This window comes from Streptococcus sp. 11-4097 (assembly GCF_018215285.2).
GTDB lineage: Bacteria > Bacillota > Bacilli > Lactobacillales > Streptococcaceae > Streptococcus.
This window is the reverse complement of sequence record NZ_CP185262.1, coordinates 821,220-847,854: the sequence shown is the minus strand read 5'-3', so window position 1 is coordinate 847,854 and position 26,635 is coordinate 821,220. Positions and strand designations below refer to the sequence as shown.

The window sequence follows — 26,635 nt, the reverse complement described above, 5'->3', positions numbered from 1 at the left end:
AAATTTCCTTTTACATAAAAAAACGAACCAGCTTGACTGATTCGTTTTCTTACATTCTATTCCTACTTCCGATACATTTTAAACTGTAGGAAGAGGTCGCTATATTTTCCTGTCCATTTATGGTCAAATTTCTCATAAACTTCTAGATGTTTCATGGTTTCAGCATCAGGATAGAAGGCCTTGTCTTCTTTTTTCTCCTCTGGGAGCAGTTCCTTAGCTGGTAGATTTGGTGTTGAATAGCCGACATACTCCGCATTTTTTAGAGCATTTTCGGGTTTCAACATAAAATTGATAAAGGCATAGGCTGCGTCTTGGTTTTTGACTGTTTTGGGAATGACCATATTGTCAAACCAAAGGTTGCTGGCCTCTGTCGGTACCACATAGCGTAGATTTTCATTTTTTTCTAGCATTTGGCTGGCTTCACCAGAGAAGGTCACGCCGATAGCAGCGTTGTTCTGAATCATGTAGCCCTTCATCTCGTCGGCAACGATGGCCTTGATATTTGGAGTCAACTTGTAGAGCTTATCCACTGTCTCTTCCAACTGCTGGGAATCCTTGGAGTTAAGGCTATAGCCGAGGGAATTGAGTCCCAGTCCCAGTACCTCACGCGCCCCATCAAATAGCATGATAGAGTTCTTATACTCTGGCTTCCAAAGGTCATCCCAATGCTCAGGTGCTTGATCGACCATGGTTTCATTATAAACAATTCCCAAAGTTCCCCAGAAGTAAGGGATGGAGAATTTATTGCCTGGGTCAAAGGACTGGTTGAGGAACTCTGGTCCGATATTTTCAAGACCTTCAAGTTTTGAATAGTCAAGAGGTACCAAGAGGTCTTCGTCCTTCATCTTATTAATCATGTATTCACTAGGAATGGCAATATCGTAGGTCGTTCCACCCTGCTTAATCTTGGTGTACATGGCTTCGTTGGAATCAAAGGTCTCGTACTGTACTTGGATTCCTGTTTCTTCTGTGAATTTCTCCAAGAGTTCTGGATCGATATAGTCACCCCAGTTATAGATAACCAGTTTTTGACTATCTCGGCTATTGATTTTACTGTCTAGATGCGTCGCAATTCCCCATAAGACGAGGATAATCGCTACAATTCCTGCTAAAAATGAATAGAGTTTTTTCATGCTTGCTCCTCCTTCTCACGTGAGATAAAGTAATATCCAACAACTAGGATAATACTAAAGAGAAAGACAAGGGCAGACAGGGCATTGATTTCTAAGGAAATCCCCTTGCGAGCACGAGAGTAAATCTCGACTGATAGGGTTGAAAAGCCATTTCCCGTTACAAAGAAGGTCACGGCAAAGTCATCTAGAGAATAGGTGAAGGCCATGAAATAACCTGCAATGATAGACGGAGTCAGGTAAGGAAGCATAATTTCCTTGAACATCTGAAATTGACTGGCACCAAGGTCATAGGCCGCATGAATCATGTCACCGTTCATTTCCTTGAGTCGAGGCAAGACCATCAAGACCACGATAGGAATGGAGAAGGCTACGTGACTAGATAGAACGGTCAAAAAGCCAAGTGAAAACTTGAGTTGGGTAAAGAGAATCAAGAAGCTGGCACCAATCATAACGTCAGGCGCAACCATGAGGATATTATTGAGTGATAGAAAGGCTTCTTGGTATTTCTTACGAGACTGGTAGATATAAATAGCTCCAAAAGTCCCGATAATGGTCGCTATCAAGGCTGACAGAAAGGCCAAGAAAAAGGTCTGAGTCACAATCAACATGAGACGACCATCGCCAAACATAGTTTTAAAATGGCTCAGGCTGAAGCCTGTAAAGCTATTCATGTCGTTGCCTGCATTAAAGGCATAGCCAATCAGGTAAAAAATGGGCAGGTAGAGGACAAGAAAGACCAGTCCCAGATAAAGGTTGGCAAATTTTTTCATCGTTCTCTCCTTTCCTTGGTCACCCACATGGTGATGAACATGGTCAGGATAAGAATCACACCGATGGTTGATCCCATACCGTAGTTGTCATTAGTCAGGAAGTTCTGCTCAATAGCTGTACCAAGAGTGATAACGCGGTTTCCACCAATCAAACGGGTCAGCATGAAGAGACTCAAACTTGGGATAAAGACCGATTGGACCCCACTTCTCACTCCATTCATCGATAGAGGGAAGATGACATGACGGAAGGTCTCCCACTTGGTCGCACCGAGATCGTAGCTGGCATTGATGAGGTTGTTATCCATATCATCCAAGACATTGAAAATCGGCAAAATCATAAAGGGAAGCTCGATGTAGCTTGCGACAAAGATAAAGGAGAAATCGGTAAAGAGCAACTGCTGCGAACCAATTCCGATAAATTCCAAAAATTGGTTAATAGAGCCATTTTGACCAAAAATCCCGATAAAGGCATAGGCCTTGAGGAGCAGGTTAATCCATGTCGGCAGAATGATTAACATGAGCCAGAGTTGACGGTGCTTGAGACGGGTCAAAAAGAGGGCTGTTGGATAGCTGATAAGGAGGGTCACAAAGGTCACAATTCCTGCATAAAGCACGGAGTTAAAGCTCATTTTGAGGTAGGTCAAGTTTTGTGAAGCAAAGTAAGATTTATAATTTTCTATACTGAACTGGCCTTCGATGTTGAAAAAGGATTGTCCGAAAATCAAGACCAAGGGTGCCAGGACAAAGAGGGCAATCCAAAGCATGTAGGGCACTACAAAGAGTTTAGAGCTTGTTTTCTTCATCTCTTTCCTCCTCGATTGCATTGATCAGACCTGCTTCTTGCTCTTCAATTTCTACGTATTCTTCGATACGAGCATCGAACTCTTCTTCAGTTTCGTTGAGACGCATGATATGGATGTCTTCTGGTTCAAAGTCCAGACCGATTTCCTCACCCACGATGGCCTTACGGGTTGAGTGGATCATCCATTCATTCCCAAGTTCGTCATAGGCGATAATTTCATAGTGCACCCCACGGAAAAGCTGGGTATCGACCTTAACTTGGAGCTTGCCTTCTTCAGGAAGGGTAATACGCAAGTCCTCTGGACGAATCACGACCTCGACAGGTTCATTCGGCTTCATCCCACCATCGACCGCTTCAAAGCGTTTGCCGTTAAACTCAACCAAGTAGTCCTCAATCATGGTTCCTGGCAAGATATTTGACTCACCGATAAAGGTGGCAACAAAGTGGTTAATTGGCTCATCGTAGATGTCCACTGGCGTTCCAGACTGGACAATCTCGCCATCATTCATGACAAAAATCCAGTCACTCATAGCCAAAGCTTCTTCCTGATCGTGAGTAACAAAAACAAAGGTGATTCCCAATCGTTGTTGCAGTTCACGCAGCTCATACTGCATATCTGTTCTTAATTTCAAGTCCAACGCTGACAAAGGCTCGTCCAACAAAACCACACGGGGTTGGTTGATGATGGCACGGGCAATAGCCACACGCTGACGTTGTCCTCCAGAGAGTTTACGGATGGAACGTTTTTCGTAACCTTCCAACTGAACCATCTTGAGAACTTCCGCTACGCGCTGCTCGATTTCTTTCTTGTCAATTTTACGCAAGCGAAGTGGAAAAGCAACATTTTCAAACACATTCATATGTGGAAACAAGGCATAGGATTGGAAGACCGTATGCACATCTCGCTTGTTGGTTGGGATGTCATTGATACGGACACCATCCAGCAAAATATCTCCTGTCGTCGCATCCAGTAAACCTGCAATGATGTTAAGGATAGTTGATTTCCCTGAACCAGACGCGCCTAGAAGAGTATAGAACTTCCCTTCTTCCAACTCAAAGTTGATATCTTTGAGAACCTTGGTGTTGCTGTCTTCAAAAACTTTAGAGACGTTTTTGAATTCAATAATTGGTTTTTTCAATTGTCATTTATTCCTTCTTTTTCATAGATTAACAGATCAGGGCTCTGTCAGGCCGCTACTACCTCGCGTAGGAGATTGAACTGCCTACATTCTTCTGCACTGACGATAGGCTTTCACCCCCTTTCCATGACATAGCAGCAGCTTTTCAACTACAGCTTCCTACTTGCTTTCACCCAAGATACGAACTTCTCTCTCAAGAGTAACGCCAGAGTGTTCCTTGACTTTTTCAATCACAGACTCAATCAAGTCTTCGTAGTCTTTAGCCGTTCCATCAGCGACATTGATCATAAAACCTGCGTGTTTTTCTGAGACTTCTACTCCACCAATACGATAGCCTTTCAAGCCAGCTTCAGAAATTAACTGACCTGCAAAATGCCCTACTGGACGCTTAAAGACCGAACCACAAGATGGATATTCTAAAGGTTGCTTGAGTTCACGTAGATGCGTCAAGCGATCCATTTCTTGCTTGATAACCGGATGGCTTCCTGGGGCTAGGGCAAATTTAGCTGATAAGACAACTGCACCAGACTCCTGAATGGCTGAATGGCGGTAACCAAAAGCCAAGTCCTTGACAGATAGGGTCTCGATTTCTCCATCCTTGGTCAAAATTTTACAAGACTGTAAGATGTGGGCAATCTCGCCACCATAGGCACCCGCATTCATAAAGACAGCACCACCGACACTTCCAGGAATACCACAAGCAAACTCAAAACCAGTCAAACTATGACGGAGGGCAATGCGAGTTGTTTCAATCAAGTTAGCACCAGCCTCAGCTTCGATGGTATAGCCATCAACGGAAACATGATTGAGCTTGTCACACAAGATAACAAATCCACGAATCCCACCATCACGAACAATGATGTTGCTAGCATTTCCCAGCACCATCCAAGGGATATTTTCTTGATTGGCAAATTTGACAACGCGCGCCAACTCAAAACGATTTCGTGGAAAGACCAAATAATCGGCCTCTCCACCTACTTTTGTATAACTATAGCTATGCAAGGGTTCTTTAAAACGGATATCAATCCCTTCTAAGATTTCAAGCATTTTTTCTTTTACTGACATGACACTCTTCCTTTTACAAAATTCATTCCATTATACCATTTTTAAGACCATTTGACGACCCTAAAAAAATCTTGGGCTTATTTTAAACAAAAAAAGAGGTTTCCCCCTTTTTCTTATGATTTTTTACAAAAGATTGCCTTGGTTCCATAGGCGACTAGAACAAGTTCAAGTGCTAGGACAACTTCAACCAAGACTGGATTTGTCAGCCAGCCAACTTGGGCAAGAGATGGTGCCAGGTCAAAGAAGGCATGTAGTCCATAGGCCACTAGGAGATAAATCCATTTCTTCTGGCGAACAGCTTGGTAAACCCAAACAGTCAAGAGTAATTGGAAGCCTAGCGCCAAGATTCGTTCAAAACCAAGCAAATAAATCTGCCAGACAGATAGCGACTGGATAGTTTTCAACATATTTTCAGACAGCAATTGCATAACCTGTGGATTTTGCGTTTGAACTGCTGAGAGAACAATGTAGAGATTGATCAAACTAGTAAGACCTAGGAAAATTAATTCCAAGCCACCATGCCCCAGTCCATAGGCCAAAGCGTCTGCCTTTTCCAAATTTCTCTTTTTCTCCAACCATTTGAAGAAAATAAGACGAGCAGTTTCCTCAAAAAATGCTGCCATAGCTAGGCCATAGATGATATAGACAAGCGGATGGTCTCGCAAGAGGGCAATACTACCGTCTTTTTGAGGATGTAAAACCAAGATATGCACCAGTTTTTCTAAAATCTGTGAAGAGACAAAGAAGGCAACAGCCCCCAAGCCCAAGACAGCTAGATTAATCTGGTGTTTCTTTTTGGCATACCAAATGCTTCCTATCAAGAAAGCCAGCAACAGCAACATGGTAATAATGATATGAATGGTCATTTTCTTCTCCTATTCCGCCTTTTCAATATCTTTTTTCATCTCGTCAACATTGAACTTAGCAAACAAGTATTGACGATCTTGGACTGGAAAACGTTGGTCCAACTGGTCAACCGCTCCCACCTCGATAATCCCTTCCTTGATGACAAAGTCCATGACATGCCCACCGAAGGTCAAGTCATCTGAGATGAAGTGCAGATGGTAGCCTGCCACACTAACTCCATGGAAAATCTCTGGCGTCCAGAAACCAACGATGGTTCCCACCACATTGTCACGACGATATTCAGGTTGATGGGTTGCGACATCAGCAAACTTGGTCTCTGGTGTCGACTTGGGAATCATACGCACATGCATATGTGAAAATTCCCCACGAATCTTGATAGAGCGGAAAAGATTTTCCCCGTCATAATAAGACTCGATTCGCTCTTCCAATTCCTTGTCTGTCATCTCAAACCGCTGGCGGAAAATGACCTCTGCTTGATGCGGTACTACTGCTGCATAAGGAATGAGAGCATCTGGTGATACTTCTACAATTTCTGGTTGCTCTCCTGATCCTTTGGCCTGATAAGCCTTGCCATCCAAGACAATCAATTCCCCATCAATGGAATCCAAGGTTCCCAAACCAAGGTCACCATGCTCTAGCAATTCTCCTACTGTCATGGTACCACCATAAAGGCCAGCCATCAAGGCTCCAAGGGTATTGTATTGAAATAATTTCACTGGTTCCTGCACGTTCTTATCCATTCACTTTCTTGTCTGTTATACTCAATGAAAATCAAAAAGCAAACTAGGAAGCGAGCCGCAGGTTGCTCAAAGCACTGCTTTGAAGTTGTAGATAGAACTACATATATACGGCAAGGCGAAGCTGACGTGGTTTGAAGAGATTTTCGAAGAGTATTATTCTATAAATGTTACTCCTAAGTATACCACATTTGCCCCTAGATGTGAACGAGAGAAACACCCTAGACATTGCCAAGAAAGAAAAAAAAGGGTACAATGTAACAAAATCAAGGGAGGTCTGGAATGAAGAAACAAAGCAAGTACCAAGAGGTCGTAGCTTATCTAAAAAATAGTATCGAGTCTGGACGCTTTCCAACGGGTAGCCGACTGCCTTCTATCCGTCAACTGAGCCTTGACTTTCATTGTAGCAAGGACACCATTCAGAGAGCCCTTCTGGAATTACGGCACGAACAATACCTCTATGCCAAGCCCCAGAGTGGCTACTATGTCCTAGAACAAGGGCAACACCAGGATCTAGAAATCGAAGTCACTGACGAACATGCCAGTGCCTATGACGATTTCCGACTCTGTGTCAATGAAACCTTGATTGGCCGGGAAAACTACCTCTTCAACTACTATGACAACCAAGAAGGATTAGAAGACTTAAGACAATCCATTCATAAACTCCTCTTTGACCAAGCCCTCTACTGCAAGGCTGACCAACTGGTACTGACTTCTGGAACCCAACAAGCCCTTTTTATCCTTTCTCAAATTTCCTTTCCTAGTCAAGCCAAGGAAATCTTGGTGGAACAGCCGACCTACCATCGGATGAATCGCCTCTTGATTGCTCAGGGATTGGACTATCAAACGATTGAACGAGGCATTGATGGGATTGACTTGGAGGAGCTGGAAGGTCACTTCAAAACAGGAAAAATTAAGTTTTTCTATACCATTCCTCGATTTCACTATCCTCTGGGACATTCCTATTCAGAGCAGGACAAACGAGCTATTCTTGACTTAGCTGCCAAGTATGGTGTCTATATCGTAGAGGACGACTATCTGGGGGATTTGGACTCCAAGAAGGGCCAGACCTTCCACTATCAGGATACAGAGAAGCGCGTCATTTACATAAAGTCCTTCTCAACCAGCCTCTTTCCAGCCCTGCGGATAACAGCACTCATCCTTCCAAATGCTATCAAGGAAGCCTTTGTGGCCTACAAAAATATCCTAGACTACGACAGCAACCTCATCATGCAAAAGGCCCTGTCACTCTATATTGACAGTCAATTATTTGAGAAAAATCGGCTAGCTCGCTTATCCAATCAGGAAGACTACCAAAAACAAATCGAGGAAAGACTAGATAACACTCCTTGTCCCCTTCCTCACTTTCCCCTACACGATGGTTTATTACTTGATCTCAGACAGTATCCTAAAATCGCCAGTCTCAAACACAGTCAACTGGGCTTAGACTTCTTTGAAGAGGCCTATTTAAGCACCTGTCCTTATCAATTTGCCAAGGTGTCCTTAGACAATCTGGAAAATGTTTTAGACTATTTAAAAGCAGAATTGGATTGACTTCCAACTCTGCTTTTTTCTTATACTCTTCGAAAATCTCTTCAAACCACGTCAGCGTCGCCTTACCGTACTCAAGTACAGCTTGCGGCTAGCTTCCTAGTTTGCTCTTTGATTTTCATTGAGTATTATTCTTCAACTTCTGTTAAGGTTGCCGCTTTTTCAAGATATTTTTGGTAGGTACCGTCATCCTTGAGTTTTTGGATGACCTTGTCCACCACTTCTTTTAAATCAGCACTATTTTTTCTAAGGGCAACTGCATTAGCTTCGCCGTCCTTCATCTTCAAGCTGACAGTTGCGACAGCTAAGTCGGCGTTTTTAGCAGCATAGCTAAGGGCAACAGGCTCATCCATGTGAACAGCATCTACTTTTCCAGCCTGCAATTCATTGACAGCTTCACCCATATTGGTTAGGGAAGTCAATTGAGCTTTTGGCAATTGTTCCTTGACCATAGCTTCTGGAACAGTCCCTTTTTGGGCTGCAATATTAGCACTTTCAAGGCTAGTTAAATCCTTGTATTTTTCTACATCAGACTTACGAACCAAGAAACTAATCTTGTTTTCATAGTAAGGGATTGAAAAATCAAAGACTTCTTTTCTCTCATCAGTAGCACTAATTCCTGCAACTGCTAGGTCAGCCTTCCCAGTTTGAAGACTGGTCAAAACATTGTCAAAACTCATGCTTGAGATTTCCAATTTCACCCCAAGTTCATCAGCGATAGCTTGGGCCATATCAATATCCGCACCGACTACCTGATTTTTCCCGTCAACTAAGGATTGGAATTCAAAAGGTGCATAGTCAGGACTAGTCGCCACAACTAATTTCCCCTTTTGCTTAATGGCCTCAACAGCTGACTGAGAACCATTAGAACCCGACTGGCAAGCCACTAAGAAGAAACTTGCAAGAAAGCTACATAAAACAAATATCCATTTTTTCGATTTCATAAATAAACGACCTCTCTGTTAATTTTGTATAATTATAACTCTATCCAAGTTGCTTGTCAAGTGTTTTTTTGAATTTTTATCTTAAAAATATTTTTTTCATTCAAAAAAGGAGCTATCTATTGATTTCAAGCTCCTTTTTATACAGAATGACTCTATTTTATAGTTCGACAATCTTACCTGTTTCAAAGTAAACAACCCATTCACAGATATTCTTGGCATAGTCTCCAATACGTTCCAAGAAGGCAATCACTTGGAAATAATCACGACCTGTAACAATGGCATCAGGATTTTTCTTGATTTCTTCTGTAGCCAAGTCACGAATGCTATCAAAGTAATGGTTGATTTTTTCATCCATGGCTGCTACTTCATAGGCCTGATCCACTGAACCATTGAGATAGAGTTCAAGAGCTGCTTCGACGAAGTTCTTGACATCGCGACCCATTCTCTTTATTTCTTCTTCAACAGCTGGGATGCGTTGCTCCCCCTTCATACGAATTGCCGCCTTGGCAATGGAAACGGCATGGTCACCCATACGTTCCAAGTCAGATACAGCCTTCAAGACTGTCAAAACAGTACGCAAGTCCTGAGAAACGGGTTGTTGAAGGGCAATCATTTCAAATGATTTCTTTTCCAATTTCACTTCGTATTCGTTTACTTCTGCATCGTCTTCGATGACTTCCTTGGCCAAATCACGGTCATGCGTAACAAAGGCACGCACTGTACGATTGATTTGAGATAGCACTTCCTGTCCCATGGCATAGAACTGGTTGTGCAATTTCTCTAAATCTTCTTCAAATTGAGAACGTAACATCATTTATCTCCTTATCCAAATTTTCCTGAAATATAGTCTTCTGTTTCCTTATGTTGTGGGTTGAGGAACATCTTCTTGGTATCGTTAAACTCGATTAAATCTCCATCTAGGAAAAATCCTGTCTTGTCAGAGATACGAGAGGCTTGTTGCATGGAACGTGTAACCAAGAGCATGGTATATTTATCTTTTAGACCATACAAGGTTTCTTCAATCTTACCAGCCGAGATAGGGTCCAAAGCTGAAGTCGGTTCATCCAAGAGAATGATTTTAGGACTAGTTGCCAAAACACGGGCAACACAGACACGTTGCTGTTGTCCGCCTGAAAGCCCGATAGCTGAATCATGCAGGCGATCCTTGACCTCATCCCAGATAGAGGCTCGTTGCAAGGCTTTTTCTACCGCTTCATCCAGAACCTGCTTGTCCTTAACTCCATTAATACGAAGCCCGTAAACAACATTTTCGTATATAGACATAGGGAAGGGGTTTGGTTGTTGGAAAACCATACCGATTTCCTTCCGCAATTCAACTGTATCTGTACGAGGACTATAGATGTTGTGGCCATTATATACCACTGAACCAGTTGTGGTTACCTCTGGATTAAGATCCCCCATGCGGTTGATAGCCTTGAGGAGGGTTGATTTCCCTGATCCAGATGGACCGATCAAGGCTGTAATTTCCTTAGGTTGGAAAGATAGGGAAACACTATTCAAGGCCTTTTTTTGATTGTAGTAAACGGACAGGTCCGACACCTGTAAAATCGCTTCTGTCATACTGTTTCCTTTCTATCCAAAGTGTCCTGTTACGTAGTCATTGGTTGACTGTAGTTTGGCATTTTGGAAAATATTAGAGGTCTTATCGTACTCGATCAAGTCACCCAAGTAGAAAAATCCTGTGTAGTCACTAGCACGCGCAGCCTGCTGCATACTGTGGGTCACGATGATGATGGTAAAATCCTTCTTCAACTCCAGCATGGTTTCTTCCAGCTGGGCTGTCGCAATCGGATCCAAGGCTGACGCTGGTTCATCCATCAAGAGAATATCTGGTTTAACAGAAATAGCACGAGCGATACAAAGACGTTGCTGCTGACCACCTGATAGGGTCAAGGCTGACTTGTGCAAATCGTCTTTGACCTGATCCCAAAGGGCAGCCTGACGAAGAGAGGTTTCTACAATTTCATCCAAGACTTGTTTGTTCTTAACTCCTGCACGTTCATGGGCAAAAGTGATGTTGCGGTAGATAGACTTGGCAAAGGGATTTGGGCGTTGGAAGACCATTCCAATGTGCTTACGCATCTCATAAACATTAATTTCTGGACGGTTAACATCAATCCCTTGGTAGAGGATTTGACCTGTTACCTTGGCAATATCAATGGTATCATTCATACGGTTGAGACTGCGGAGGTAGGTTGATTTCCCTGAACCAGAAGGGCCAATTAAGGCAGTAATTTTATTTTTTTCAAATTGCATATCGATGCCCTTGATGGATTCATTTTTACCGTAGTAAACATGTAAATCCTTAGTAGAGAGGGCCACTTTCTCTTCAGGAAAGGTGATGATATGCTTTTCATCCCAATTATATTTTGACATGGCTTCTCCTTTAGGCAGCGGTTAATTTCTTATGTAGGTAACTTCCGAGTTTACGAGCTCCAAAGTTAAAGATGAGAATAAAGATGAGTAGCACGGCCGCAGAACCTGCTGATACGATGGTTCCATCTGGAATGGTTCCTTCACTATTGACTTTCCAGATGTGGACAGCCAAGGTTTCTGCTTGACGGAAGATAGAGATTGGACTGGTCACACTGAGAATATTCCAGTTAGACCAGTCAAGGGCTGGAGCGGATTGTCCTGCTGTATAGATAAGAGCCGCAGCCTCACCAAAGATACGACCAGAAGCTAAGACGACCCCAGTCACAATACCTGGAAGAGCTTCTGGAATGACCACATGGACAACTGTCTCCCAACGAGAAATCCCAAGGGCCAGACCAGCCTCACGTTGCGTATGGTGAACGTGTTTCAAGCTGTCTTCAACATTACGAGTCATCTGAGGTAAGTTAAAGACTGTCAAGGCCAAGGCACCTGAAATGATTGAAAATCCATACTCAAACTGAACTACAAAGATCAAGTAACCAAAGAGACCTACAACCACAGATGGGAGTGAAGACAAGATTTCAATACAGGTTCTGACAAAATTGGTCACAGGACCTTTTTTAGCATATTCAGCTAGGAAAATCCCAGCTCCCATAGACAAGGGCACAGAAATAATCAAGGTAATAACCAGAAGGAAGAAGGAATTATAGAGCTGAATTCCAATCCCTCCGCCTGCTTGGTAAGAAGATGATTTGCCAGTCAAGAAAGACCAAGAGATGTGGGGCAAACCACGAACCAAGATATAAAGAATCAAGGATGCCAAGATGGCAACAATAATTCCTGCAATCGAGTAGAGGACAGCTGTTGCAATTTTATCTAATTTCTTAGCGTGCATAGTTTTTCTTTCCTCTTTCTTTCGTAATCAATTTAATCACACTGTTGAAGGCCAAACTCATCAAAAGCAAGACTAAGGCTAGTGACCAGAGAACGTTATTGTCAACAGTTCCCATAACGGTATTTCCGATACCCATGGTCAAGACAGAGGTCAAGGTTGCAGCAGGTGTTGTCAATGAAGTTGGGACAACGGCTGAGTTTCCGACGACCATCTGAATGGCCAAGGCCTCACCAAAGGCACGCGCCATCCCAAAGACCACTGCTGTAAAAATACCTGAACGCGCTGCCTTCAAGGTCACGCGCCAGATGGTTTGCCAACGAGTAGCCCCCATAGCCAAACTGGCTTCTCGGTAGTGACGAGGCACCGCACGTAAGCTATCAGTTGTCATAAAGGTTACCGTCGGTAAAATCATGACAAAGAGAACGAAAATCCCTGACAAGATTCCAAAACCAGTTCCACCAAAGACACTGCGGACAAAGGGAACTACAACCTGTAAACCGATAAATCCATATACGACTGAAGGAATCCCGACTAGCAATTCAATGGCTGGTTGCAAGATTCTAGCACCTTTTGGTGAGACTTCAGTCATAAAGACTGCAGCACCAATGGCAAAAGGAGTTGCGATAAGGGCTGATAGGATTGTGACAATAAAGGAACCCAAAATCATGGGAAGCGCACCAAATTGTTTCCCTGAAGGATTCCAAGTTTGACCAAAGAGGAAATCAAAGATATTAACCCCATTTACAAAGAAGGTCGACAAACCTTTTTGGGCTACGAAAATCAAAATCATGGCCACAATGATGACTATCAAAGAAAGACAGGCAAAGGTCAAGCCTTTTCCTAGTTTCTCTAGACGAGAGTTCTTTGAGGGAGAAAGTAATTTTTTAGCTAATTCTTCTTGATTCATTAGTGACTCCCTTCTAGTGCTGTCACCGTTCCTACAGCATCTTTTTCAACCTTCATTTCCTTAACAGAAATATAGCCCATTCCCTTAACGATTCCACTTTGCGCTTCATCAGAGAGGACAAAGTTGAGAAATTCTGCCACCAATTCATTTGGTTGACCTAGGGTGTACATGTGTTCATAAGACCACAAAGGCCAGTTATTGGTTGTAACATTTTCAGCAATCGGCTCATAGCCATTCAACTTCATGCGTTTAACCGAGTCATCCACATAGGCAAAGGCTAGGTAAGAAATAGCTCCTGGTGTCTGGGAAACAATGTTTTTGACCATCCCATTTGAATCCTGTTCTTGACTCTGCACGGCAGATTGACCATCCATGATAACACTATCAAAGGTTGCACGCGAACCAGAACTTGCCGCTCGGTTGATAATGGAAATGGCTAGGTCTTTCCCACCGACTTCTTTCCAGTTGGTCACTTGACCTGTGAAGATACTACGGAGTTGTTCAGTTGTCAGATTTTCAACATCAACTTCCTTGTTTACAATGACTGCCAAGCCCGCTACGGCTACCTTATGGTCCACTAGAGCGGATGCGTTGATACCGTCTTTTTCCTCGGCAAATACGTCTGAATTTCCTACATCAACGGCTCCAGACTGAACCTGAGACAAACCTGTACCAGATCCTCCACCTTGGACGTTGACTGTTTTTCCAACGTGCATAGAGCCAAATTCATCTGCTGCTGCTTCGACCAAGGGCTGAAGAGCCGTTGAGCCAACAGCTGTCATGGATTCCCCACGATCAATCCAGCTAGCACATCCCGCCAAAGAACCTGCCAGCAAAAGAGCTGCAAGGGATAGAGCGAGTTTTTTCCTTTTTTTCACTGTTTTTCTCCTTGAAAATAATGGTGAATGCTGTGAATTTTTTCAACTATTTATTTATGTTTTTCTTTTTTAAAATTGGGAGTCAACTGAAGTTCTTATACTCAATGAAAATCAAAGAGCAAACTAGGAAACTAGCCGCAGGCTGTACTTGAGTACGGCAAGGCGACGTTGACGCGGTTTGAATTTGATTTTCGAAGAGTATTAGCTTGGTTTAACTAGAAATTTGCTTAGTTACCATCTCCACCAATTTTGACTTAAAATGAAAGACAATTTGAAAAAAATCCATACTTCCACTATAACATAGACAAGCTACTTTGACTAGCATTTTCACTTGAATCTTAGGCCTTTTGGAAAATAATTTTTCAAAACATTTCCCGTCACCTTAGCAAAGCCCAACCCATTGCCTTGAACCAAAACTTGGTACCAACCATTTGGCAGACTTTCTGCCAGCTGAACGGTTTCTCCAGCGGCATACTTTACAAATTTCTCTTGGTCAATTTCAACCGACTGCTTGACCTGACTCGGTTTCAAGGCTAGACCAAGAGCGAAACTGGGTTCAAAGCGTTTCTTCTTAAAGGTACCCAGATGCAGGCCATTCCGAGCAATCTTGAGTTTCCCTAAATCTGGCAAAAGTTCTGGCAGGAGATAGAGTTGGTCACCAAAAGTCTGCAAGATTCCCCTTAGATTGACCTGCAAATGTTTTTGTGCAAATTCCTGCCACAAGGCCACTTGTTCACGGCTGAGATTACTCTTACTTGCCTTATATTTAGGGGCTGGATTTTCACCCTTAAATTGCAAATGGGCTACAAACTGCCCCTCTCCCTTAAAATGATGAGGGTACATACGAGCCGTTTCTGGCAGGTCAATACCAGCTATCATTCCATTGATATGTTCAACTGGTAGCAAATCAAAATCATACTCTTCCAGTAGCCAATTGACTATTTCTTCATTTTCCTCGGGTGCCCAGGTACAGGTAGAATAAACCAGACGACCACCTTGAGCTAACATGGTTACTGCATCTTCCAGAATTTCTCTTTGCAAACTAGCACATTGACTCGGATAATCTAAGTTCCAATAATCCATAGCATCTGGTTGCTTACGAAACATCCCTTCACCAGAGCAAGGAGCATCAAGGACAATGAGGTCAAAATAGCCTTTAAAAACCTTGGCCAAGCGGTCAGCAGATTCATTGGTCACCACGACATTTGTCGCTCCAAAGCGCTCCATGTTTTCTACTAAAATCTTAGCCCGTTTGCTTGAAATTTCATTGGAAACAAGGAGACCCTCCCCTGCTAGATAGGCTGCCAGCTGAGTTGATTTTCCACCCGGTGCAGCAGCCAAATCCAAGACTTTCATACCAGGACTGGGCTGGGCTACCTGAGCAACCATCTGAGCAGCGGGTTCTTGCGAATAAACCAAACCTGTAGCATGCTCAGGCGATTTCCCTGAAACCTTCCCATAATGTCCCCAAGGAGTTTGAGGAATAGCATCAGGAAAGGAAACTGGCGCTTCTTTTAAAGGATTAATACGAAAGGCCGAAACCGCTTCCTCCTCAAAAGAGGCAAGAAAATCTCTTGCCTCATCTCCTAGTATCTCTTCATATTTTTCAACAAATCCTTCTGGAAATTGCATTTAAGTTCTTTTCCTTTCGTAAATATAGGACTGAATTTCCTCCTGCATCTCAAGAGGTAGCATCATGACCGGCTGTCTGGTTTGAAAATCAAGCGGTTGACCAGATAGAGTCACAACCCGATAGCCCAGACTTTCCCCTAAAATACTAGCCGCAGCATAATCCCATGGTTGCAGATAGGTGACATAGGTCAACAAACGCCCTGACAAAATCTTGGCAAAACTAATGGCTGCACTCCCATAGACACGTACACCGAGGACCGCTCGACTCAAATCAGCCAGTCCCCATTCATTGGTTTCCAGCATGCCACTATTCCCTGCAATGAGAAAATCTCCAAGTGGTTTTGGTTTAAAGGGAGCTAGGGGCCTATCATTTAGACAAACTGGAAAGGCTCCGCCACCGTGGTAACAATCCCCTTTGACCACATCATAAATCAGACCAAACTGTCCCTGACCATTTTCAAAATAAGCCATCATGACAGCAAAATCTTCCTGCTGGGCCACAAAATTATTGGTCCCATCAATGGGATCAATGACCCAAACCTTGCCCTCTTGAACCGAGGCTCGCAGACAACCTTCTTCAGCACAAATCTTATCCTCAGGATAACGAGACAAAATCTCACCAACCAAGAGTTCCTGAACTTCCTTGTCCAGTCTGGTCACCAAATCTGTTGGAGAGGACTTGGTCTCAACACACAAGTCTTCCTGCATGTGGTCAAGGATGTACTGGCCCGCTTTCTTAACAAGCTCTTTAGCAAATTCAAATTTACTTTCCAAGAGAAATCTTCCCTTCCCCTTTTTCCTTAGCAGTCTGAACTGCTCGGTAAAGCGAATAGCCACTAACTGTTTCAAATTCTCGTCCCAAACGTTTCTCTTCACTCTTGCTTGGCACAACCGCCTTGAATCCCTTATAGGAGTCCAGTAACTTTTTAGCCTCTACCTTGCTTTCATAGGCAGCTTCAACATCATTAAAAAAAGAAAGCACTGAAGCAAGTTCTTCAGTGCTCCACGACAAATCTAGTGGGTAACTATACTGTTTGTTCATTAACTAATACCAGCTCTCATTCTTGCTTCTTTTAGTTCTTGCTTACGGTAACTACGAGGGAGAAAAGCACGAATCTCATCTTCATTAAAACCGATCTGCATACGTTTGGCATCGATAATAATTGGACGACGCAAAAGACTTGGATACTGCTCAATCAAATGAAGCAATTCTGATACCGAAATACTTTCTACATCAATATCTAATTTTTGAAAAATTTTTGAACGAGTTGAAATGATGTCATCAGTACCATTTTCGGTCAAGGAAAGGATGTGTTGCAATTCTTTTCTTGTTAAAGGACTGGTCATAATATTGTGTTCCTCAAAGGGAACCTTATGTTTTTCTAACCAGGCCTTTGCCTTACGACATGAAGTACAGCTCGGTGATAGAAATAGTGTAATCATGCTTTTCTCTTCTTATCTATACTTTGCTACTTCTATTATACAAAAAAATAAAGCGCTTGACTAGAGATTTTTAGAAAAAAAGCCTATTTTTTCAAGAAAAATAGACTGTTTGCGAACGATTAACTCTTTTTAGATTTGATTAATTCATTCTTGACAATAGTTTCGAATCACATACCTAATTGATTTATGCAAAATAAGAATATCTTTCGTTTCACTTCCTACGGCTTTTCAGGTATAGAAAACCAAAGAAGCTTTCATAGAGGGCAAAAAAGAGGAGGAAGGCATGTAGGAAGAAGGTCTCTGGTAAAATTAAAATAACTGGATCCTTGGCTGGGTCAAAAAGCCAGGTATCATCTCCCACAAAGAGAATTTGATGGAAAAGAGTAAAGAATTGGTCAAAACCAATCAACACTCCCCCAAGCCCAATCAGCAAAGGCAAGACCACTAGAGTCAGAAGTCCCTTACTAAATAAAGATAAAAATCCCTTTTTAACAATCTTATTGACAAAGAAATAGAAGCTTGGTAGTGTCACAAGGGCAACTAATTGAACTAGGTGAAAGAGGTCCTTGACCACCGCAAAGTGGTGCAGACCAGCTGCTGACGAACGAAAATCTGGCATCTCTAAGACCTGACTAAAAGGATTGGTCAGGTAATTCATCAAGATATGAAAGTTGTACTGAATAGTTTCTGGTTTTAAATAGACCCTATCCGTTAAGTTCAACCACTGAATATCCAGCGGATAAAAAATCCAAGCCAAATAAATGGTCAAAAGGATTGAGAGGGAGAGGAGAAAGAGCATAGAGGCCCAAAAGGTCAGTTTAGTTTTCATCAAAATCCCACTCCGCAAGGCTAGAAACCACATGAGTCGGTGCGATTGGCAGGTCTGCTACTTCTTCTGCCTTGGTAAAACCTGTTGTCACCAAGAGCGTTGGAATGCCGTTGTCAATCCCAGCCCGAATATCTGTCAGATAGTTGTCCCCAACCATAATCAACTCTTCACGTTCCAAGCCTAAGTGCTCAACCGCCTTGTCCATAATGATAGCATTTGGTTTTCCGATATAAACAGGCTTCACTCGTGTTGCTACTTCAAGCAGTGTAATCAGCGAACCAGCACCTGGCAAAAGACCGCGTTCTGTCGGGATGTTGAGATCAGGGTTGGTACCGATAAAGTGAGCACCCTTTTGAATCGCAAGAGTTGCTGTGGCAAATTTTTCATAGTCGACTTGCCAGTCCAGTCCTACTACCACATAGGCTGGATTTCCCTTGTCTTCCACATAACCAGCCGCCTTGATGGCTTCCTTGAGCCCGGCTTCACCAATGACATAGACCGTCTTTTCCAGTCCCAAGTCATTCATATAGTCGATAGTTGCCAAAGTCGCTGTGTAGACAGTCGATAGGGGCGTATCGATATTAAAATTCTGAGCCAGCATCTCCTGAACACTCTCTGGAGTGCGGGTTGTATTGTTGGTTACAAAGAGATAGGGAATGTCCCGCTTTTGCAATTCATGGACAAAAGCCTCTCCTGCTGGGATTCGGTCTTTCCCCTTATAAATAGTACCGTCTAAATCAATTAAATAGCCTTTATATTTCATACTTTCTCTTTAATCCTTTTTTATTTCTTGCCATGTGATGATTGCTTGGGCATTGGTAGCACTGTCGCTTGTAATTTCATGCTTGCTTTCCAGTCCAGTCCGTTCAACAGCCGATGTAATCACTCCACCTGGTCGCACTTCCTTGACATACTTGAGGTTGATTTTCTTGGGAATATATTGGGTCAAAAAATCCGCTCCCATAACCTCAAAAATCCAGTCCAGATACTTACTGTTATTAACATGACCATTCATATCCAAGTCGTAAAAACGAACATGGTAATCCTTGCTGAATGGTTCTTCCAAAGACTCATACTTTGGCCCACGGATAAGCTTTTTATCAAAATCAGACTGATACGGAGCCACAATCTCAGGTTCGACAGCATGGACTTTTCGACTGTCGCGGTCCATGAGAACAAAGGTCGCCATCATGTGGATGAGTTCCTGACCTGCTTCATCATAAATGTTAAAGCGACGGTAGCAAAAGAGCCGATTGTAGCTCAAAGCTTCCGTTTCGATGGTAATTTCTTCCGCAAAACGAGGCAAACGAACCACCTCAATATCGTATTCTGTGATAATCCAGACCAGATTATGCTCTTCCAAAATGGCCTTATCACTAACTCCTAACTCAATCGACTGCATCCCTGAAACTTGAAGGGATAGCAAAATCACATCTGGAAGCTTGATATGACCGTTCATATCAGCCATATCAAAAGGAATTTTCATTTTCATTCGATAAGTTAAGCCCATCATCTACTCCAAAATAAATCGTTCTGCTACGGTGTCTCCTAAAAAGAGACCTCTTTTTGTCATACGAACTCGGTCACCATCTATTTGCATGAGACCTTGTTGAACCAATTCTCTGACAATTTCTCCATAAAGTCCATCGAAAGACCGTCCAAATTTTTCCTCAAATCGCGCCATGGAAACCCCTGATTTCTTGCGGAGTCCCAAGAACATTTCTTCTTCCATTTGCTCTTTTTGACTCAGGTGCTCTTCTGTGATACGCGCATTACCTTCCTCAACTGCATTAAGATAATGACGAATGGGACCATGATTTTTATAGCGAACACCGTTCACATAACCAGATGCCCCAGCACCGATACCATAGTATTCAGCATTGTCCCAGTACATAAGATTGTGACGACTTTCAAAACCAGGTTTGGAGAAATTAGAAATCTCATAATGTTCAAAACCAGCTCGCTCCAGCTCTACGATGATATACTCAAACATCTCAGCCTCAAGTTCCTCCTTAGGCAGAGGCAATTTCCCTCGTCGCATACGGTTCATAAAGACCGTATGATTTTCCAAAATCAAGCTATACAAACTCATATGGGGAATATCCAGTCCAATGGCCTTAGCCACATTTTCCTTGACCTGCTCCATGGTCTGACCAGGTAGTGCATAAATCAAATCGATGGAGATATTGTCAAAACCAGCCAGTTTCAGACGGTCGATATTTTCATAAATATCCTTCTCCAAATGACTGCGCCCAATCTTTTTCAGCATCTTATCATCAAAGGTCTGCACACCTAGCGAAACACGATTGACAGCCGAGTTTTTCAAAACAGCTATCTTATCTGCATCCAAGTCGCCTGGATTGGCTTCAATGGTCAACTCTTCTAAGAAAGACAAGTCCAAGTTTTTAGTCAAGCCCTTCAATAACACCTCCAGTTGAGAAGCTGACAAAGCTGTCGGTGTGCCACCACCGATATAGAGGGTTCTCAACTTTTGAATATCATAAGATTGAAACTCTTCTAACAGATGTTCCAAATAACTATCTACCGGCTGATTCTTGATAAAAACTTTTGAAAAGTCACAATAATAACAAATCTGGGTACAAAACGGGATGTGCACATAGGCTGACGTTGGTTTTTTCTGCATAGTAATTATTATACCACAAAGACACGCTACGAGAAAAAAATCACCATCCCCAGATACATAGTCCGTCCAGAGATGGTGATGGTTTATTCTTCTGTTATGTCAATAACAATCTCTTCTGATTCATCAAGAGTTTCGGCCTTTTCTTGCCATTGCTCCTTGAGATTCTTGAATCGATCTTTTGATGCTTCTGTCGCTTGACGAGCACATGATTTGGCTTGAGCAAGGACACTGTCCACAGTGATTTCACCTGACTCAACCTGTTCTTTGGTTTTAAGAACAAAATCTGTAGCCTGCTCCTTAACTTCTGTCAGTTTTTCACAGACCTGCTCCTTGGCATACTCAGGATCTTCTCTCAAATCATCTAGAAAATCTTGAGCCTGACTGCAAACTTGTTTGCCCTTGTCGCTTGTTAAAAACAAGGCAAGAGCTGCACCTGAAACGGTTCCTAAAAGGATTGAGGATAGTTTACCCATAAGAATTCTCCTTTTTTACTTTTTGAAAAATTTACTTGCAAGACGAAGAGCTGACAAACTTGCACCAGTCTTGAGTGTTTTTGAACCAGCTGATGAAGCTTTCTTGCTCAAGACACGCGCATGGTCATTGAGGTCTGAAACAGATAGAGATAAATCTGCAACGGCACTAAAGAGTGGATCAATCGTTGCCACCTTAACATTGATATCATCTGCCAAGACATTGACCTTAGCCAGCAATTCATTGGTATGATGCAAGGTCACATCCACATCTGAAGTCAAGGTTTTAATCGTCTTTTCTGTTTCGTCAATAACACGACCAAGCTTTTGTACAGTAATGATTAGATACACTAAAAAGACAATCAAAGCAAGGGCTACAAGAATATATGCAACTTCTAACATTTAGTTTTCCTCCTCAGAAATATAGTAAGGGGCCTTCTTTCGATTTTGATATAGAATGATAAAAATACCGAGACCGATAAGGACAACTGAAAGCCACTGAGATACTCGAAGGCCAAAGAACATAAGGCTATCTGTCCGCATACCTTCGATGACCATACGACCGAAACCATACCAAATCAAGTAGAAAGCAGTGATATGACCTCGTCTGAGACTCTTCCATTTTCGTCTAAAAATCAGAATCAAGGCAAAGCCAAGTAGATTCCATAGAGATTCATAAAGGAAAGTCGGCTGACGGTAGCTCCCCTCAATATACATCTGGTCGCGGATAAAGCCAGGTAGATAATCCAGATTATCCACTGCTGCACCATAGGCTTCTTGGTTAAAGAAATTGCCCCAGCGCCCCAGACTTTGGGCGATCATGACGCTAGGCGCTGCAATGTCTAGAAAATCCCAAGTATTAATGAGTTTACGATCAGCAAAGATATAGAGTACAAGAGCCCCAGTAATCAAACCACCGTAAATGGCCAAACCACCATTCCAAATGGCAAAAATTTCTCCCAAGTTCTGACTATAGTAATCAAAACGGAAAATAACATAGTAGAGACGCGCTCCTAAAATAGCCAGAGGAAAGGCTATCAAGATAAAATCTAAAATATCGTCTGGTATGATTTTCTTTCTAGGCGCTTCTTTCATAGTCAAATAAACCGCAAGAATCAAGCCTGTCACAATACACAAGGCATACCATCGAATGGCTAGAGGGCCTAGATGAATAGCAATTGGATCAAGCATTCGGCACCTCGTTCTGAGCAATGAGATTTGTCAAACGTTCTTCGAACAAACGCGTCGCATCAAAGCCCATTTCCTTGGCACGATAATTCATGGCAGCTGCCTCAATCACAACAGAGATATTACGACCTGTTTTAACTGGGATACGGATACGAGGAATGCCTACGCCAGAAATTTCTATTTCTTCTGCATTGTTTCCAAGACGATCAAAAGTCTTATGCGTATCGTAATTTTCCAAGTAAACAGCCAGCTGGACTTGTGAAGAATCCTTGACCGCACTCGCACCGTAGAGGCTCATAACATCGATAATCCCAACCCCACGAATTTCAATCAAGTGTTTCAAGATTTCAGCTGGTTCACCCCAAAGAGTAATCTCATCCTTGGCAAAGATATCGACACGGTCATCAGCTACCAAGCGGTGACCACGTTTTACAAGCTCTAAACCTGTCTCACTCTTACCGATACCGCTATCTCCCTGAATCAAGACACCCATCCCATAGATATCCATCAAGACACCGTGCACACTGGTCCGTTCTGCCAAACGAGAATCTAGATAACTAGATAGCTCTCCAGATAAACGACTAGTAGCTGTACGACTAGTTAAGATGGCAATCTCACATTCTCTGGCTGCCTTTAGCATCTCCTCAGGAACCACCAAACCACGAGCAACAATAACCGCAGGTGTCTCAGGTAGAAACATTTTTTTCAAGACTTGGTAACGGTTGTGAGAGGACATCGAAACGAGATAGGACCACTCCTTCATTCCCAAAAGTTGAATCCGCTCAGGCGTATAATAGTCAAAATAGCCCGTCATTTCAAGACCAGGTCGCGTAATGTCCGCGGTATTAATTTCCTTTTCAAGTAATTCTGGTTCGCCATAGACAATGTCTAGTCTAAGCTTTTCAATCACTTCTTTTACTAAAACCGACATCATTTCCTCCTTCAATCGAGTTCTTTTTACTATTATATCAAATTGTCCTTAGAAGTTTCAGATTTTTGCAGGCTTTGAAGTATTTATTTATACTCAATGAAAATCAAAGAGCAAACTAGGAAACTAGCCGCAGGCTGTACTTGAGTACGGCAAGGCGACGTTGACATGGTTTGAAGAGATTTTCGAAGAGTATTAAAAGAAAAAAGACTAGATTTCTCCAGCCTTTCATTTCTAATTAGAATTTTTTACGTTTACGAGCTGCTTCTGATTTACGTTTACGTTTTACAGAAGGTTTTTCATAGAATTCACGTTTGCGTGTTTCTTGAAGAGTACCAGCTTTAGTAACCGCACGTTTGAAACGACGAAGTGCGTCGTCAAGAGATTCATTCTTACGTACTACTGTTTTAGACATTTTTTTCACTCCCTTCAAGTTCAAGATCTATTCTATTTTACACGTAAAAGGAATAATTGTCAAGAAAAAATCCGGTTTAATTTTGATTTTTTTGCCATTTATTCAAGTCTTGAAAGCATCAATTAAATAGAGAAACTGAAAGAGTTCATTTTTTTATTTTTCTAACAAGCTGAGCGCTTCAGCATCTGCAATGATGGTCACATCAGGGTGATTTTGGAGGCTACTTGCTGGTAGGTTCTCAGTCACTGGGCCAGACACTGTTCCTGCAATGGCTTCTGCTTTCGACTCACCATAAGCAAATAGAAGGATTGACTTGGCATCCAAGATATTTTTAATCCCCATTGAAATGGCTTGAGTTGGGACGTCTTCAATCTTGTCAAAGAAACGTGCGTTTGCTTCAATAGTAGACTTGTCAAGTTCTACAAGGTGAGTTTGACTGTCAAATGGAGTACCGGGTTCATTAAATCCGATATGTCCATTGCGACCGATTCCCAAAATTTGGAGGTCAACTGGATGGTCAGCCAAAACTTGGTTGTAGCGTTCAACTTCAGCTTCAGCATTGTCCTTAACCCCACGAGGCAAGAAACTTTCTTTAAACGGTTTTTGGTTAAACAAGTTTTCTTGCATGAAGTAACGGTAAGACTGTGGATTATCTCCATCAAGTCCTACATACTCATCAAGGTTCACACTGGTTAAATTTGAAAAATCAAGGTCACTCTCAACAATTTCCTTGTAAAATTCAAGTGGGCTACTTCCAGTCGCAAGTCCTAGGGTTTTAGCGCCGTTGGCTATTTTTTCCTTCAAAATCTCAAAAGCAACTTTTCCACCTTCGATTTGGTTTTCAACTTTAATGACTTTCATCTTTTCATCCTCCGCTTTAATCTATATTTATTATATGGTATAGACCAATTTTTGTCAAGTGAAAACGATTTAATTTTCAAAAAAAGAGCGACTATACTTGAAACATGTTATAATGGATAAGATTAGAACTTAGAAAGAATGAACAAATATATGAATACAGCTGATTTTGATTTCCACTTACCCGAGGAATTGATTGCCCAAACGCCTCTTGAAAAACGGGACGCCTCTAAACTCCTCATCGTCAACCGTGAGACGGGAGAAATGCAGGATAAACACTTCCACTCTATTATTGATATGCTGGAACCTGGTGATGCTCTTGTTATGAACGACACCCGAGTTCTCCCTGCCCGCCTCTATGGTCAAAAGGAAGAAACAGGAGGCCATGTGGAACTTCTCCTGCTCAAAAATACTAGTGGAGATGAGTGGGAAGTTCTGGCTAAACCTGCCAAACGCCTCAAGGTCGGGACTCGTGTCAGCTTTGGTGATGGTCGCCTCAGCGCTGTCGTTACGGAAGAATTGACCCACGGTGGTCGTATTGTCCGCTTTGATTACCAAGGAATTTTCCTAGAAGTTTTGGAAAGTCTGGGTGAAATGCCGCTACCACCTTATATCCATGAAAAACTGGATGACCGCGAACGCTATCAAACTGTTTACGCCAAGGAAAGTGGCTCTGCTGCTGCACCAACTGCTGGACTACACTTCACTAAAGAACTGCTAGCAGAAATCCAAGCTAAAGGTGTTCATCTAGTCTATCTGACTCTTCATGTCGGGCTTGGAACCTTTAGACCTGTTTCAGTTGACAATCTGGACGAACACGAAATGCACTCAGAATTCTATCAGCTTTCTGATGAAGCAGCAGCCACCCTTCGCTCTGTTAAGGAAAATGGTGGTCGTGTCATCGCTGTTGGAACCACTTCTATTCGCACACTGGAGACTATTGGTTCTAAGTTTGATGGGCAAATCCAAGCAGATTCTGGCTGGACCAATATCTTTATCAAACCTGGCTATGAATGGAAGGTTGTAGATGCCTTCTCAACCAACTTCCACCTGCCAAAATCAACTCTGGTCATGTTGGTTTCTGCCTTTGCCGGCCGTGAATTAGTCTTAGATGCCTACCACCATGCCATTCAAGAACACTACCGCTTCTTCAGTTTTGGCGATGCCATGTTTATCTACTAATTTTCACAATCAAAAAGCGCATATTATCAGGCAATAAACCTTGATAGTATGCGTTTTGTAATGAATAAAAAATTTGTTAGTCTTTTCTAAAATTCGGAACTTTCAAACTCTGAACACTAGCATTAATCACCGCTCCGACAATCAAAATCTTAGCGATGAGAATAAACCAAAACATCATAACCACCACGACGATGGAACTGAAGAAACGGACGTCCACTAGGTGATTGACATAATTGTTAATATAGACTGAAAAAATATTGAGCAGTAAGACCAGAGTCAACAAGACAAAGGTGCTACCTGGCAATACATGTCGAATGCGTCGTATCTTAACATTGGGCAGGAAATAATAAAGCATAACCAAGATGGCAAAAATCAAGGCATAGACCAAGGGACCTGTTAGATCTTGCAAATAATCAAAGATAGGACTATCTGATTTCCAGTAACTTTTGATAAGGTTGAGAAGCATACGGCCAAAAACGCTCAAAAATAAGGCTAAGGCAAAGAGAATCTGCAAGCCAAAACTGACTAGTAAACTCATCAATTGCTGATAAATTAAACCTCTACTCTTAGCTACTCCGTAAGCTTTATTAAAGGCTTTCTGTAGGAAATTCATGGATTTTGAAAAGGTCCAGAGGGCTGACAAAACCGCAAAACTCAATAAGCCTGTTGACGGTTGGGTCAGTACTTCTGTAATAATTTTTGCGACCACATCATACATGGTATCGGGCAAGAATTCATTGACAACCTTTAAAAAATTTGAAACTGGAATCTGAAAATAAGGGAGGATATTAACCACCACCAAAAGCAGGGGAAAAATCGAAATCAACCAATAGTAGGCTACTGCGACACTGGTCAACTCACTATCTGATGCTTGATAATAATGCAAAAAAGCTTTTAATAAAGGCTTATCTATCAGCTCTTTCCACCACTTCTTCATGTCACACTCCTTCACTTACAATCT

General features: G+C 42.3%; 31 protein-coding genes. 2 read left to right on the top strand and 29 right to left on the bottom strand.

Translation table 11 applies throughout. From position 1 onward, the window contains the following. Positions 1 to 62 precede the first annotated feature (62 nt). From KB197_RS04250 to budA, 7 genes are all read right to left on the bottom strand, one after another. Positions 63 to 1,133, bottom strand: coding sequence for an ABC transporter substrate-binding protein (locus KB197_RS04250; RefSeq protein ID WP_212573944.1), 1,071 nt, complete (start codon positions 1,131 to 1,133; stop codon positions 63 to 65). Further along, positions 1,130 to 1,903, bottom strand: a complete 774-nt coding sequence (locus KB197_RS04245; RefSeq protein WP_000712740.1) for an ABC transporter permease — start codon at positions 1,901 to 1,903, stop codon at positions 1,130 to 1,132. Before KB197_RS04245 ends, KB197_RS04250 begins: the two co-directional genes overlap by 4 nt. Then, positions 1,900 to 2,706: an ABC transporter permease gene (locus tag KB197_RS04240; protein WP_004258194.1), complete on the bottom strand. Its 807-nt coding sequence runs from the start codon at positions 2,704 to 2,706 to the stop codon at positions 1,900 to 1,902. The genes KB197_RS04245 and KB197_RS04240 overlap by 4 nt, the downstream gene beginning before the upstream one ends. Further along, entirely contained in the window at positions 2,687 to 3,844 is a 1,158-nt protein-coding gene (locus tag KB197_RS04235; protein ID WP_000742900.1) for an ABC transporter ATP-binding protein, read from the bottom strand. Before KB197_RS04235 ends, KB197_RS04240 begins: the two co-directional genes overlap by 20 nt. 159 nt (positions 3,845 to 4,003) lie before the next feature. Then, positions 4,004 to 4,909, bottom strand: coding sequence for a UDP-N-acetylmuramate dehydrogenase (gene murB / locus KB197_RS04230; RefSeq protein ID WP_212573943.1), 906 nt, complete (start codon positions 4,907 to 4,909; stop codon positions 4,004 to 4,006). A 113-nt stretch (positions 4,910 to 5,022) separates the two neighbouring features. After that, positions 5,023 to 5,775, bottom strand: coding sequence for a YhfC family glutamic-type intramembrane protease (locus tag KB197_RS04225; RefSeq protein WP_212573942.1), 753 nt, complete (start codon positions 5,773 to 5,775; stop codon positions 5,023 to 5,025). 9 nt (positions 5,776 to 5,784) lie between these two features. Then, a complete protein-coding gene (budA, locus tag KB197_RS04220) occupies positions 5,785 to 6,516 on the bottom strand; it encodes an acetolactate decarboxylase (protein WP_000360315.1) in 732 nt (243 codons plus the stop codon). 279 nt (positions 6,517 to 6,795) lie between these two features. Between budA and KB197_RS04215 the strand changes: the two genes are divergently transcribed. Then, complete coding sequence (locus tag KB197_RS04215; RefSeq protein ID WP_000744843.1) at positions 6,796 to 8,067, top strand: PLP-dependent aminotransferase family protein; 1,272 nt, start codon at positions 6,796 to 6,798, stop codon at positions 8,065 to 8,067. A 125-nt stretch (positions 8,068 to 8,192) separates the two neighbouring features. On the opposite strand, the gene KB197_RS04210 is transcribed toward KB197_RS04215, so the two are convergent. From KB197_RS04210 to KB197_RS04110, 21 genes are all read right to left on the bottom strand, one after another. Further along, on the bottom strand, positions 8,193 to 9,008 hold the full coding sequence (locus KB197_RS04210; protein WP_000837375.1) for an ABC transporter substrate-binding protein: 816 nt from the start codon (positions 9,006 to 9,008) through the stop codon (positions 8,193 to 8,195). A gap of 157 nt (positions 9,009 to 9,165) precedes the next feature. Next, on the bottom strand, positions 9,166 to 9,819 hold the full coding sequence (gene phoU, locus KB197_RS04205; protein ID WP_000946458.1) for a phosphate signaling complex protein PhoU: 654 nt from the start codon (positions 9,817 to 9,819) through the stop codon (positions 9,166 to 9,168). Between the two features lie 11 nt (positions 9,820 to 9,830). Further along, complete coding sequence (pstB, locus tag KB197_RS04200; protein ID WP_000133484.1) at positions 9,831 to 10,589, bottom strand: phosphate ABC transporter ATP-binding protein PstB; 759 nt, start codon at positions 10,587 to 10,589, stop codon at positions 9,831 to 9,833. Between the two features lie 12 nt (positions 10,590 to 10,601). After that, positions 10,602 to 11,405 (bottom strand): phosphate ABC transporter ATP-binding protein PstB, encoded by an 804-nt coding sequence (gene pstB / locus KB197_RS04195; RefSeq protein ID WP_064276499.1) that lies wholly within the window; start codon positions 11,403 to 11,405, stop codon positions 10,602 to 10,604. Positions 11,406 to 11,415: 10 nt separating this feature from the next. Beyond that, positions 11,416 to 12,300 carry a phosphate ABC transporter permease PstA gene (gene pstA, locus KB197_RS04190; protein WP_000543046.1) on the bottom strand — a complete coding sequence of 295 codons (885 nt, stop codon included), beginning with the start codon at positions 12,298 to 12,300 and terminating at the stop codon, positions 11,416 to 11,418. After that, positions 12,290 to 13,207 (bottom strand): phosphate ABC transporter permease subunit PstC, encoded by a 918-nt coding sequence (gene pstC, locus KB197_RS04185; protein ID WP_001070903.1) that lies wholly within the window; start codon positions 13,205 to 13,207, stop codon positions 12,290 to 12,292. The genes pstA and pstC overlap by 11 nt, the downstream gene beginning before the upstream one ends. Then, positions 13,207 to 14,085 carry a phosphate ABC transporter substrate-binding protein PstS family protein gene (locus tag KB197_RS04180; RefSeq protein WP_004259857.1) on the bottom strand — a complete coding sequence of 293 codons (879 nt, stop codon included), beginning with the start codon at positions 14,083 to 14,085 and terminating at the stop codon, positions 13,207 to 13,209. Before KB197_RS04180 ends, pstC begins: the two co-directional genes overlap by 1 nt. 327 nt (positions 14,086 to 14,412) lie before the next feature. Beyond that, positions 14,413 to 15,717 carry an RsmF rRNA methyltransferase first C-terminal domain-containing protein gene (locus tag KB197_RS04175; protein WP_212574024.1) on the bottom strand — a complete coding sequence of 435 codons (1,305 nt, stop codon included), beginning with the start codon at positions 15,715 to 15,717 and terminating at the stop codon, positions 14,413 to 14,415. Beyond that, positions 15,718 to 16,491, bottom strand: coding sequence for an inositol monophosphatase family protein (locus KB197_RS04170; RefSeq protein ID WP_212574023.1), 774 nt, complete (start codon positions 16,489 to 16,491; stop codon positions 15,718 to 15,720). Continuing rightward, a complete protein-coding gene (locus KB197_RS04165; protein WP_020901523.1) occupies positions 16,481 to 16,759 on the bottom strand; it encodes a UPF0223 family protein in 279 nt (92 codons plus the stop codon). The genes KB197_RS04170 and KB197_RS04165 overlap by 11 nt, the downstream gene beginning before the upstream one ends. Further along, positions 16,759 to 17,160, bottom strand: a complete 402-nt coding sequence (locus KB197_RS04160) for a Spx/MgsR family RNA polymerase-binding regulatory protein (RefSeq protein ID WP_000631254.1) — start codon at positions 17,158 to 17,160, stop codon at positions 16,759 to 16,761. The genes KB197_RS04165 and KB197_RS04160 overlap by 1 nt, the downstream gene beginning before the upstream one ends. A gap of 211 nt (positions 17,161 to 17,371) precedes the next feature. Further along, complete coding sequence (locus KB197_RS04155; protein WP_212574026.1) at positions 17,372 to 17,989, bottom strand: TIGR01906 family membrane protein; 618 nt, start codon at positions 17,987 to 17,989, stop codon at positions 17,372 to 17,374. Further along, positions 17,979 to 18,752: a TIGR01457 family HAD-type hydrolase gene (locus KB197_RS04150; protein ID WP_212574022.1), complete on the bottom strand. Its 774-nt coding sequence runs from the start codon at positions 18,750 to 18,752 to the stop codon at positions 17,979 to 17,981. Before KB197_RS04150 ends, KB197_RS04155 begins: the two co-directional genes overlap by 11 nt. Before the next feature lie 9 nt (positions 18,753 to 18,761). Then, positions 18,762 to 19,499 carry an acyl-[acyl-carrier-protein] thioesterase gene (locus tag KB197_RS04145; RefSeq protein WP_212574025.1) on the bottom strand — a complete coding sequence of 246 codons (738 nt, stop codon included), beginning with the start codon at positions 19,497 to 19,499 and terminating at the stop codon, positions 18,762 to 18,764. Positions 19,500 to 19,502: 3 nt separating this feature from the next. Continuing rightward, positions 19,503 to 20,633, bottom strand: coding sequence for a radical SAM family heme chaperone HemW (gene hemW, locus KB197_RS04140; protein ID WP_212574021.1), 1,131 nt, complete (start codon positions 20,631 to 20,633; stop codon positions 19,503 to 19,505). Positions 20,634 to 20,716: 83 nt separating this feature from the next. Beyond that, positions 20,717 to 21,106 (bottom strand): YtxH domain-containing protein, encoded by a 390-nt coding sequence (locus KB197_RS04135; RefSeq protein WP_212574020.1) that lies wholly within the window; start codon positions 21,104 to 21,106, stop codon positions 20,717 to 20,719. 15 nt (positions 21,107 to 21,121) lie between these two features. After that, the gene (locus tag KB197_RS04130; RefSeq protein ID WP_000895040.1) at positions 21,122 to 21,505 is read right to left on the bottom strand and encodes a DUF948 domain-containing protein; all 384 of its coding nucleotides are present in this window, start codon (positions 21,503 to 21,505) and stop codon (positions 21,122 to 21,124) included. After that, positions 21,506 to 22,294 (bottom strand): prolipoprotein diacylglyceryl transferase, encoded by a 789-nt coding sequence (lgt, locus tag KB197_RS04125; protein WP_000886651.1) that lies wholly within the window; start codon positions 22,292 to 22,294, stop codon positions 21,506 to 21,508. Then, positions 22,287 to 23,222, bottom strand: coding sequence for an HPr(Ser) kinase/phosphatase (gene hprK / locus KB197_RS04120; protein WP_212574019.1), 936 nt, complete (start codon positions 23,220 to 23,222; stop codon positions 22,287 to 22,289). Before hprK ends, lgt begins: the two co-directional genes overlap by 8 nt. 235 nt (positions 23,223 to 23,457) lie before the next feature. After that, positions 23,458 to 23,634, bottom strand: coding sequence for a 30S ribosomal protein S21 (rpsU, locus tag KB197_RS04115; RefSeq protein WP_000048054.1), 177 nt, complete (start codon positions 23,632 to 23,634; stop codon positions 23,458 to 23,460). A gap of 153 nt (positions 23,635 to 23,787) precedes the next feature. Next, positions 23,788 to 24,495, bottom strand: coding sequence for a glucosamine-6-phosphate deaminase (locus KB197_RS04110; RefSeq protein WP_049499531.1), 708 nt, complete (start codon positions 24,493 to 24,495; stop codon positions 23,788 to 23,790). A gap of 150 nt (positions 24,496 to 24,645) precedes the next feature. Between KB197_RS04110 and queA the strand changes: the two genes are divergently transcribed. Then, the gene (gene queA / locus KB197_RS04105; RefSeq protein ID WP_212574018.1) at positions 24,646 to 25,674 is read left to right on the top strand and encodes a tRNA preQ1(34) S-adenosylmethionine ribosyltransferase-isomerase QueA; all 1,029 of its coding nucleotides are present in this window, start codon (positions 24,646 to 24,648) and stop codon (positions 25,672 to 25,674) included. 76 nt (positions 25,675 to 25,750) lie between these two features. On the opposite strand, the gene KB197_RS04100 is transcribed toward queA, so the two are convergent. Next, a complete protein-coding gene (locus KB197_RS04100; RefSeq protein ID WP_212574017.1) occupies positions 25,751 to 26,611 on the bottom strand; it encodes a YihY/virulence factor BrkB family protein in 861 nt (286 codons plus the stop codon). Positions 26,612 to 26,635: the final 24 nt, after the last annotated feature.

Coding starts and splice junctions, on each gene's coding strand:
- KB197_RS04155 (WP_212574026.1), bottom strand. CDS start 17,989: ATGAAAACTAAACTGACCTTTTGGGCCTCTATGCTCTTTCTCCTCTCC.
- pstB (WP_064276499.1), bottom strand. CDS start 11,405: ATGTCAAAATATAATTGGGATGAAAAGCATATCATCACCTTTCCTGAA.
- hprK (WP_212574019.1), bottom strand. CDS start 23,222: ATGTCGGTTTTAGTAAAAGAAGTGATTGAAAAGCTTAGACTAGACATT.
- pstC (WP_001070903.1), bottom strand. CDS start 13,207: ATGAATCAAGAAGAATTAGCTAAAAAATTACTTTCTCCCTCAAAGAAC.
- KB197_RS04245 (WP_000712740.1), bottom strand. CDS start 1,903: ATGAAAAAATTTGCCAACCTTTATCTGGGACTGGTCTTTCTTGTCCTC.
- phoU (WP_000946458.1), bottom strand. CDS start 9,819: ATGTTACGTTCTCAATTTGAAGAAGATTTAGAGAAATTGCACAACCAG.
- pstA (WP_000543046.1), bottom strand. CDS start 12,300: ATGCACGCTAAGAAATTAGATAAAATTGCAACAGCTGTCCTCTACTCG.
- murB (WP_212573943.1), bottom strand. CDS start 4,909: ATGTCAGTAAAAGAAAAAATGCTTGAAATCTTAGAAGGGATTGATATC.
- KB197_RS04130 (WP_000895040.1), bottom strand. CDS start 21,505: ATGTTAGAAGTTGCATATATTCTTGTAGCCCTTGCTTTGATTGTCTTT.
- rpsU (WP_000048054.1), bottom strand. CDS start 23,634: ATGTCTAAAACAGTAGTACGTAAGAATGAATCTCTTGACGACGCACTT.
- KB197_RS04225 (WP_212573942.1), bottom strand. CDS start 5,775: ATGACCATTCATATCATTATTACCATGTTGCTGTTGCTGGCTTTCTTG.
- KB197_RS04175 (WP_212574024.1), bottom strand. CDS start 15,717: ATGCAATTTCCAGAAGGATTTGTTGAAAAATATGAAGAGATACTAGGA.
- KB197_RS04100 (WP_212574017.1), bottom strand. CDS start 26,611: ATGAAGAAGTGGTGGAAAGAGCTGATAGATAAGCCTTTATTAAAAGCT.
- KB197_RS04250 (WP_212573944.1), bottom strand. CDS start 1,133: ATGAAAAAACTCTATTCATTTTTAGCAGGAATTGTAGCGATTATCCTC.
- KB197_RS04215 (WP_000744843.1), top strand. CDS start 6,796: ATGAAGAAACAAAGCAAGTACCAAGAGGTCGTAGCTTATCTAAAAAAT.
- budA (WP_000360315.1), bottom strand. CDS start 6,516: ATGGATAAGAACGTGCAGGAACCAGTGAAATTATTTCAATACAATACC.
- KB197_RS04165 (WP_020901523.1), bottom strand. CDS start 16,759: ATGAACAAACAGTATAGTTACCCACTAGATTTGTCGTGGAGCACTGAA.
- lgt (WP_000886651.1), bottom strand. CDS start 22,294: ATGCTTGATCCAATTGCTATTCATCTAGGCCCTCTAGCCATTCGATGG.
- KB197_RS04150 (WP_212574022.1), bottom strand. CDS start 18,752: ATGAAATATAAAGGCTATTTAATTGATTTAGACGGTACTATTTATAAG.
- KB197_RS04135 (WP_212574020.1), bottom strand. CDS start 21,106: ATGGGTAAACTATCCTCAATCCTTTTAGGAACCGTTTCAGGTGCAGCT.
- KB197_RS04145 (WP_212574025.1), bottom strand. CDS start 19,499: ATGGGCTTAACTTATCGAATGAAAATGAAAATTCCTTTTGATATGGCT.
- KB197_RS04110 (WP_049499531.1), bottom strand. CDS start 24,495: ATGAAAGTCATTAAAGTTGAAAACCAAATCGAAGGTGGAAAAGTTGCT.
- queA (WP_212574018.1), top strand. CDS start 24,646: ATGAATACAGCTGATTTTGATTTCCACTTACCCGAGGAATTGATTGCC.
- KB197_RS04210 (WP_000837375.1), bottom strand. CDS start 9,008: ATGAAATCGAAAAAATGGATATTTGTTTTATGTAGCTTTCTTGCAAGT.
- hemW (WP_212574021.1), bottom strand. CDS start 20,633: ATGCAGAAAAAACCAACGTCAGCCTATGTGCACATCCCGTTTTGTACC.
- KB197_RS04240 (WP_004258194.1), bottom strand. CDS start 2,706: ATGAAGAAAACAAGCTCTAAACTCTTTGTAGTGCCCTACATGCTTTGG.
- KB197_RS04160 (WP_000631254.1), bottom strand. CDS start 17,160: ATGATTACACTATTTCTATCACCGAGCTGTACTTCATGTCGTAAGGCA.
- pstB (WP_000133484.1), bottom strand. CDS start 10,589: ATGACAGAAGCGATTTTACAGGTGTCGGACCTGTCCGTTTACTACAAT.